The organism is Corallococcus sp. AB049A (assembly GCF_003668885.1).
Classification (GTDB): Bacteria; Myxococcota; Myxococcia; order Myxococcales; family Myxococcaceae; genus Corallococcus; species Corallococcus interemptor.
Genome location: NZ_RAWL01000563.1, coordinates 1 through 4,600, shown reverse-complemented (window position 1 = coordinate 4,600; position 4,600 = coordinate 1). Strand labels below are relative to the sequence as shown.

General features: G+C 73.0%; 2 protein-coding genes. Both read left to right on the top strand.

What is annotated here, in order from left to right; translation table 11 throughout:
* Positions 1-2,532 (top strand): M1 family aminopeptidase (locus D7X55_RS36155; RefSeq protein WP_121725411.1); only part of this gene is annotated, 2,532 nt, incomplete at its 5' end.
* A 195-nt stretch (positions 2,533-2,727) separates the two neighbouring features.
* A partial coding sequence (locus D7X55_RS36150; RefSeq protein ID WP_121725410.1) for a PAS domain S-box protein occupies positions 2,728-4,600 on the top strand: 1,873 nt, incomplete at its 3' end.

The following is a 4,600-nucleotide window of genomic DNA, read 5'->3' as shown; positions in this document are numbered from 1 at the left end:
ACCGAGCACTACGCCGCGCCCCGCCCCGTGCGCGCCGAGCACGTGCGCATCGAGCTGGACCTGGACTTCGACACGCGCGCCCTGGCCGGCACCTGCACCACCCGCGTGTCCGCGGTCCGCGCCGTGACCACCGTCACCTTCGACGCGGTGGACCTGGACGTCAGCGACGCGCGCGTCGACGGCCGCTCCGTCCCCTTCTCCAACTCCGGCGCCCACGTGCGCGTGGAGCTGCCTCGCGCGCTGGACTCAGGCCAGGCGTGTGACGTCGCGCTCACCTACCGCGCCCGTCCCCGCCGCGGCCTCTACTTCTGGGGCCCCGACGCGGGCTACCCCGACCGTCCGGTGCAGGCGTGGACGCAGGGCCAGGACATCGACGCGAGGTGCTGGTTCCCCTGCCTGGACACGCCCGCGCAGAAGGCCACGTCGGAGGTCATCGCCACCTTCCCGGCGCACATGACGTCGCTGTCCAACGGCGTGCTCGTCAGCGACGTCACCACCGGTGGGCGTCGCACCCAGCACCACCGCATGGCGCAGCCGCACGCGCCCTACCTCGTCACGCTGGTGGTGGGCGACTTCGACGAGGCCACCGACACCGCCGGCACCACGCCGCTGCGCTACCTGTTCCCCAAGGGCCGCCGCGAGGACGCGCTCCGGTGCGTGGCGCGCACGCCGCGGATGATCGCCGCGTACGAAGCCCTCACCGGCGAGCCCTACCCGTGGAGCGGCTACGCGCAGGTGTTCGTCACGGAGTTCATCCTGGGCGGCATGGAGCACACCACGGCCACCACGCTGGTGGACACCGTGCTGCACGACGCGCGGGCGCACCTGGACTACACCGCCGAACCGCTCATCTCCCACGAACTGGCGCACCAGTGGTTCGGCGACCTGCTCACCTGCCGCGACTGGCCCCACGGCTGGCTCAACGAGGGCTTCGCCACCTACTTCGAGGTGCTCTGGAAGGAGCGCGGGGACAACCGGGACGAGGCCGACCATCACCGGGCGCTCGACCTGGAGGCCTACCTCTCCGAGACGCGCGAGCGCTACGCGCGCCCCATCGTCGCCCGGAAGTTCCAGGCGCCCATGGACCTGTTCGACCGCCACCTCTACGAGAAGGGCGGGCTGGTGCTCCACGAGCTGCGCCGCCGCGTGGGGGATGACCTCTTCGTGCGCGCCCTGCGCCACTACGTCGCGTCCCACCGCCACGGCGTGGTGGAGACGGTGGACCTGGCGCGCGCCTTTGAAGAGGCCACCGGCCACAACCTGGACCCGGTGTTCGACCAGTACGTCTTCTCCCCCGGACACCCGGAGCTGAAGGTGGAGGTCCGCTACGAGGCGGACGACGCGCGCCTGCGCATCGCCGTGCGCCAGACGCAGCGCACGGACTCGGGCACGCCCGTCTTCCGGCTGCCGCTGGAGGTCGTCGTCACGGCGAATGGAGAAGACACGCGCCACCGGCTGGACCTCACGGACGCGGAGCACCGCTTCCACCTGCCCTGCCCCGCCGCGCCCACGCAGGTGCGCGTGGATCCGCGCCGCGACGTGCTGGGCACGCTGGACGTGGACAAGGCCGTGGGGCTGTGGCGCGAGGAGCTGGCGAACGCGCCGGAGGCCCGCGCGCGCACGGAGGCCGCGCACGCGCTGGGCAAGGACGGAGGCCTGCGGTCGGTGGAGGCACTGGGCCGCGCGCTGAAGGACGCGAAGCTCTTCTGGGCCACCCGCGCCGCGTGCGCGAAGGCGCTGGGCCGCATCCGCACGCCGGAGGCCCGCGCGCTGCTGCTCGACTCGGCCGTCACCGAGCACCCGCGCGTGCGCCGCGCCGTCGTCGCCGCGCTGGGTGAGTTCCGCCACGACGTGGAGGTGGCTGCCCGGCTGCGCGCGCTGCTGGAGGCCGGAGACGCCAGCTACTTCGTGGAGGCGGAGGCCGCGCGGGGACTGGGCCGCGTGCGCGCGCCGGATGCGCTGCCCCTGCTGGAGGCCGCCGCCACGCGGCCGTCGTTCCAGGACGTCATCGGCGCGGCCGCGATGGACGGGCTGGCGGAGACGCAGGACGCGGCGGCGTTCCCGGTGGCCGTGGCTCGGACGGCCTACGGCCAGCCCTCGTTCCTGCGCCGCGCGGCCGTGAGCGCGGTGGCGAAGCTGGCGGAGGTGGCGAACCGCAAGCGCGAAGCGGTGGACCTGTTCGCGCAGCTGTTGCGAGACCCGCAGTTCCGCGTGCAGCTGGCGGTCTGCGACGCGGCCTCCACGCTGGGCGACCGGCGCCTGTTGCCCGCGCTGGAGGGCACGACCTTCAGCGACCCTCGGACGCGCCGCTACGCCCGCGAGGCCGTGCGGTCGCTGCGCGAAGGCGCGCCCCAGGCCCGCGAGGTCGCGTCGCTGCGCGAGGAGCTGGACGCGCTCAAGCAGGAGACGCGCACCCTGCGCGAGAAGCTGGAGACGCTTACGCTGAACGCCCGGCCGCCCGCGCCCGAAAAGAAGCCCGTGCGCAAGCAGGCGGCGAAGCGCGGCCGCACGCAGCCCAAGCGCCGGCGCTAGGCCTGCCCGCCTGGTCTCCAGGGGCGCTGACGGCATCCGACCTCCGGACACTTCCGCGCCGGGGAAGCCGACAGTGTGTACCTGTAGGCAAAGGGAACGCGCACGGGCGCCAAGACGCGCGCCCGCCAACGCCGGGGAGCCCCCACCGCCCGGCAGGGCCTGCCCTCGTGGCAGGAAGCCCACCAGGAGCGATGCATGTCCGCAGGAGCCGCACGGGAGCTGGAAGCCATCTTGGACGCCGCGGTGGACCCCTTTGTCGCGTGCGGTCCGGATGAGCGCATCCTGCAGGTCAACGCGGCGACGGAGCGGCTGCTGGGCTGGGACCGCGAACAGCTCCTGGGCCGGCCCGTCACCGACCTCTTCCCGTCCCGCCTGCACCGCTTCCACGGCCTCAGCCTGCCGCGCTATCTGCTGTCGCGCCGCAAGGCGCTGGGCGGGCGGCCCACGCGCGTCTTCGCCCGGCGGCGCGACGGCGTGGAGCTGCTGGTGGAGCTGGCCGTGGGCGCCGCCGGCATGGACGGACAGGAGCGCATCGTCCTCACGATGCGCCGGCTGCATGAGGTCATCGACTCGCTGGAGGAGCCGGTGGAGCAGGTGGCCGGGACCACCGACGCGTCCATGCACCCGGAGACGGCGGACCGGCTCTACCGGCTGCTCGTGGAGAACGCGCCCCTGGGCATCTTCCACTTCGACCGCCTGCCCGTCATCACCGCGTGCAACGAGCGCTTCTCCGGGCTCATTGGCACGTCGAAGCGCAACCTGGTGGGCCTGAACCTCCTCACGCTGCGCGACGAGCGCATCCTGACCTGCGTGCGCGAATCGCTGGACGGCCGCCCCTGCGACTACGAAGGCAACTACCGCTCCGTCACCACCGGCAAGGAGACGCCGGTGCGCATCCGCTTCGCGCCCTGCTACGCGGAGGACGGCAGCGTGGAGGGCGGCGTGGGCATCGTGGAGGACATCACCGAGCGCCGCCGCGTGGAGGCCGAGCGCGAGGAGAACCTGGCCCAGCTGGACCTGCTCTTCCGAGGCGCGCCGGTGGGCATCGGCTTCCTGGACACGCGCCTGCGCTACGTGCGCGTCAACGAGACGCTCGCGCGCCTCAACGGCATCCCGGCGGACGCGCACCCGGGACATACGCTGCCGGAGCTGCTCGGGGAGGCGGGCGCCATCGCGGAGCAGGGGCCCCGGTACGTGCTGAACACCGGCGAGCCCCTGGTGGACCAGGAGTCCACCTCCGACGTGGACCTGGGCCTCGAAGGGCCCCGGCGCTGCTTCCGGGGCAACTTCTATCCCGTGCGCACCCCGGACGGCCGCGTCCTGGGCGTGGGCGTCCTCATCGAGGACATCACCGAGCGCCGCCGCGCCGAGGAGGAACGCGCGCACCTGTACCGCGAGGCCCAGGAGGCCATCCGCGTGCGCGACGACTTCCTCTCCATCGCGAGCCACGAGCTGAAGACGCCGCTGACGCCCCTGAGCCTGCGCCTGGCCACGCTGGAGCGCCGCCTGGAGCGCGGCGAGAACCTGGACCCCAGCGTGCTGCGCCACGCGCGCCACCAGCTCACGCGCCTCACCGGCCTCATCAACGACCTGCTGGACGCGTCCCGCATCGAGGCCGGCCGCCTGGCCCTGCACCCGGAGGCCACCCGCTTCGACCTGCTGGTGGAGCACACGCTCGCCAGCATGGACGGCCAGAGGGGCAACCACACCTTCGACTTCGAGCGCCCCCCGGAGCCCATCTCCGTCCACGGCGACACGTACCGGCTGGAGCAGGTCCTCTCCAACCTGCTGGAGAACGCGCTCAAGTACAGCCCGGACGGCGGCGCCATCCGCGTGCGTCTGTCCTTGAGCGACGACGTCGCGGTGCTGTCCGTGACGGATCCGGGCATCGGCATCCCGGAGGACCAGCAGCAGCAGCTCTTCGACCGCTACTTCCGCGCGCGCAACGCCTCCACGCGCTCCTACGGCGGGCTGGGCCTGGGGCTCTACATCAGCCGCGACATCGTGGAGCGCCACGGCGGCCGCATCTGGGTGGAGAGCGTCCCGGGCCTGTCTCTTATACACCTCT